The organism is Reichenbachiella sp., assembly GCF_039941815.1.
In the GTDB taxonomy this organism is placed as follows: Bacteria; Bacteroidota; Bacteroidia; order Cytophagales; family Cyclobacteriaceae; genus Reichenbachiella.
The window spans coordinates 1-2,815 of record NZ_JBDVDW010000018.1; the positions used below are offsets into that span (position 1 = coordinate 1).

The 2,815-nt window shown below is 42.7% G+C and carries 1 protein-coding gene; it reads left to right on the top strand.

Translation table 11 applies throughout. The features are described 5' to 3' along the window. Positions 1–2,815, top strand: a 2,815-nt coding sequence (locus ABJF11_RS02775; protein ID WP_348117911.1) for a hypothetical protein, incomplete at both ends; no start/stop codon positions are given.

Consider the following 2,815-nt stretch of genomic DNA (forward strand, 5'->3'; position numbering starts at 1 on the left):
CGCACAGGTCACTGACAATGTCACCGGTTGTACCGAGACTTTGAACTTTACCATCACTGAAGATTTAACCGATAAACCGGTCATTGATATCACGGCCGATCCGGCAGATGTGGATGTCACAGAAGTATCGGCTTGTTCTGGAAGCGCAATATATCCAAATGGCGAAATTGATCTACTTAATGTAACCACAGGAATTGATACCGATGAGGTCAATGACTTTACTTATGTGTGGTACATCGGATCGGATAACACCGGAACGGTCATCACCGACGGTACTGATATTGCAACTCAAAAGGGCGAAACAGCTGAAACGGTAGTCGTTGCAGGTGCAACAACAAATCACATTACAGGACTTGATGCTGGATTCTATACCGTAGAGGCCACCAACATCGCCACAGGTTGTACCTCGCTCAATCCGACTACTATTGAGGTTACCGAAAGTATTGCAGCCATTGTAATAAACGCAAGCGTAGACAGAGATGACTATAGTTGTGATATTAGTACACCTACAGGGATCATCACTGCGGATGTGAATGGAGGCAATGTAGGATTCACCTTAGATTGGTATGCAGGTACAAGCACTGCAGGAACTTCCCTACAACAATCAGTAGATGCTACCAATTCGATATCTAATCTTGCTGCCGGTACATATACAGTAAAGGTGACGGATAACACGACTAATTGTATTGAAACCACGATGGTCACTATAATTAGATCTACACCCACTCTATCTTTTACTGATGGACAAACTCCGCAAACAAATTGTACTCCGAATGGTGAAGCTACTGTAACTCCAAATGCAATAGTTTATTCAAATGGAGCTCCAATTGATCACGGTTCAGTCGGTAACCCACTGAACTATACTTATGAGTGGTACGAAGGTCAAGTAGTTGTTCCCGGCTCAGAACTTGCTGAAACTACAGGTACATTAAGCGGACAGGTGTCAGGGTATTACACCGTGGTAGCGACTGAAAATACTTCAGGTTGTATAAGCAATCCAGTTACCATAGAAATCGTTGATGGTGTATCTGCAAATGAACCAACTGCCCTAATTTCAACAGGAACAAATGATGGTGCTGAAAGTGGAAGTATTCCAACCAGTTGTACCGGGCTTGGTGGAATTGTTGCTGATATTACAGTAAATCCAACAGGCAATAACATCTCATTCGAATGGTATGAAGGATCAGAAGATTATGCCAATAATCCAGGAACGCCTCTATCAAGTGGCACAGGGCAGCTAACCGCTCCAAATAATGGGGTGAATATTACTGTAAGCACCACGCCGGGCACTGCCCTCAACGGCTATGCTGCTTTAACAGATATTCCTTCTGGATTATATACACTAGTTATGATTGATGGTACAACCCAGTGTAGATCTCAAGAAGTATTTGACCTTTCGTTTTTGGGTCAACAAGCAACCACAACAATTGCCATTAAGCATGTTGAGGCATGTCCAGACGATGGTCAAGCCACAGTTGGACTTTCAGATAATATTTCGATTACTTATAGCTCTCTTGTCTCAACGTTTGAGGATGGAGAAGTAGTAATTGCCAATCCGAGTGGAGCTGTAGGTGTAATCTACAATGACAACGGTGCCAGTTCTATGGATATATCTACCACATCTGGCGTTTTTACAGCCGCTGATGATATAACGGGTCAGACTTCTTTGGCCACGGCTGACATCGATGCTGTGACTAACGGTTATCTTGACGGCGAAGTAGATGATATTTCTGAATACGATATTTACTTATATGCTGGCGACGGCGTTCCAGCTGATAAATTCACTACTTATTTCGTAGACGGAGATCCATATCCCGTAATTATCAGCGGTGCTGCAGAATTGCCGGGTGCTGAAGTTACATTTAATAATTTACCAGCCGGTACTTATACTGCGGTTGCAAGGGAAAAGTCAAATCCAGCATTTAATCCAACAAGCACATCAAGATGCTTTTCTGCTTCAGCCACTGATGAAATAGAACAGCGATCATTTGCTCCAATTATTGAAAGTAATTCTATTGTTGATAATACAATCTGTGATTTCGGTACGTTCGGCGGAGATGGATCAATTACTGTGATCGCAAGAAAAGATGCAGAGGATGTATTCTTTGACGAGCCAGAAGATTTTGAATTTAGATGGTTTGTTGAAGGAGCAGAGACTGACGGGTCAGATGAAATATTAATAGAGCAAGATGAAACTACATCTACTCTTCCTGCTCAAGATCCAGGTAATTATGTATTGAAAATATATCGTATAGTTGATAACTCACCATTCGTTTATAATGGTTGTTTAGTTGAGGAAACCTATACGATACAGCATGATCCTGAAATTCATGAATTATCAGTTGACAATGCAGACATTACTCACATTGTAGACTGTAATACCACGGGATCAGTATCTATTGTTGATGCTCGAATAACTGACAACGCTGCTGATTACACTTATACATGGTATAAAGATATTTATGATGCAGGCAACATTATAGGAGGCCAAACAAGTGCTACGCTATCAGGTCAGACTGCTGGTACTTATTTCGTCGAGGCCACTCACAATACTAAAGGCTGTTTAACACCTGAATTCGAATTTGAAATAGAAGACCAAACCACCCTACCGGTGATCGTGTTTACCATCGATCAGGAAGATACGTTCTGTGGAGATCCACTCACACTCGGTGGGAACGGTCAGATCACCGCTAACGTCCAAGGACAGGCGGCCGCTGATTATACCTTCGAATGGTTCTATGGATCAGGTACAGGTACCACCCTGGCCGCTTCGGGTATCGCTACTCAAGGTACTTCGGGAACCAATGGACAGACC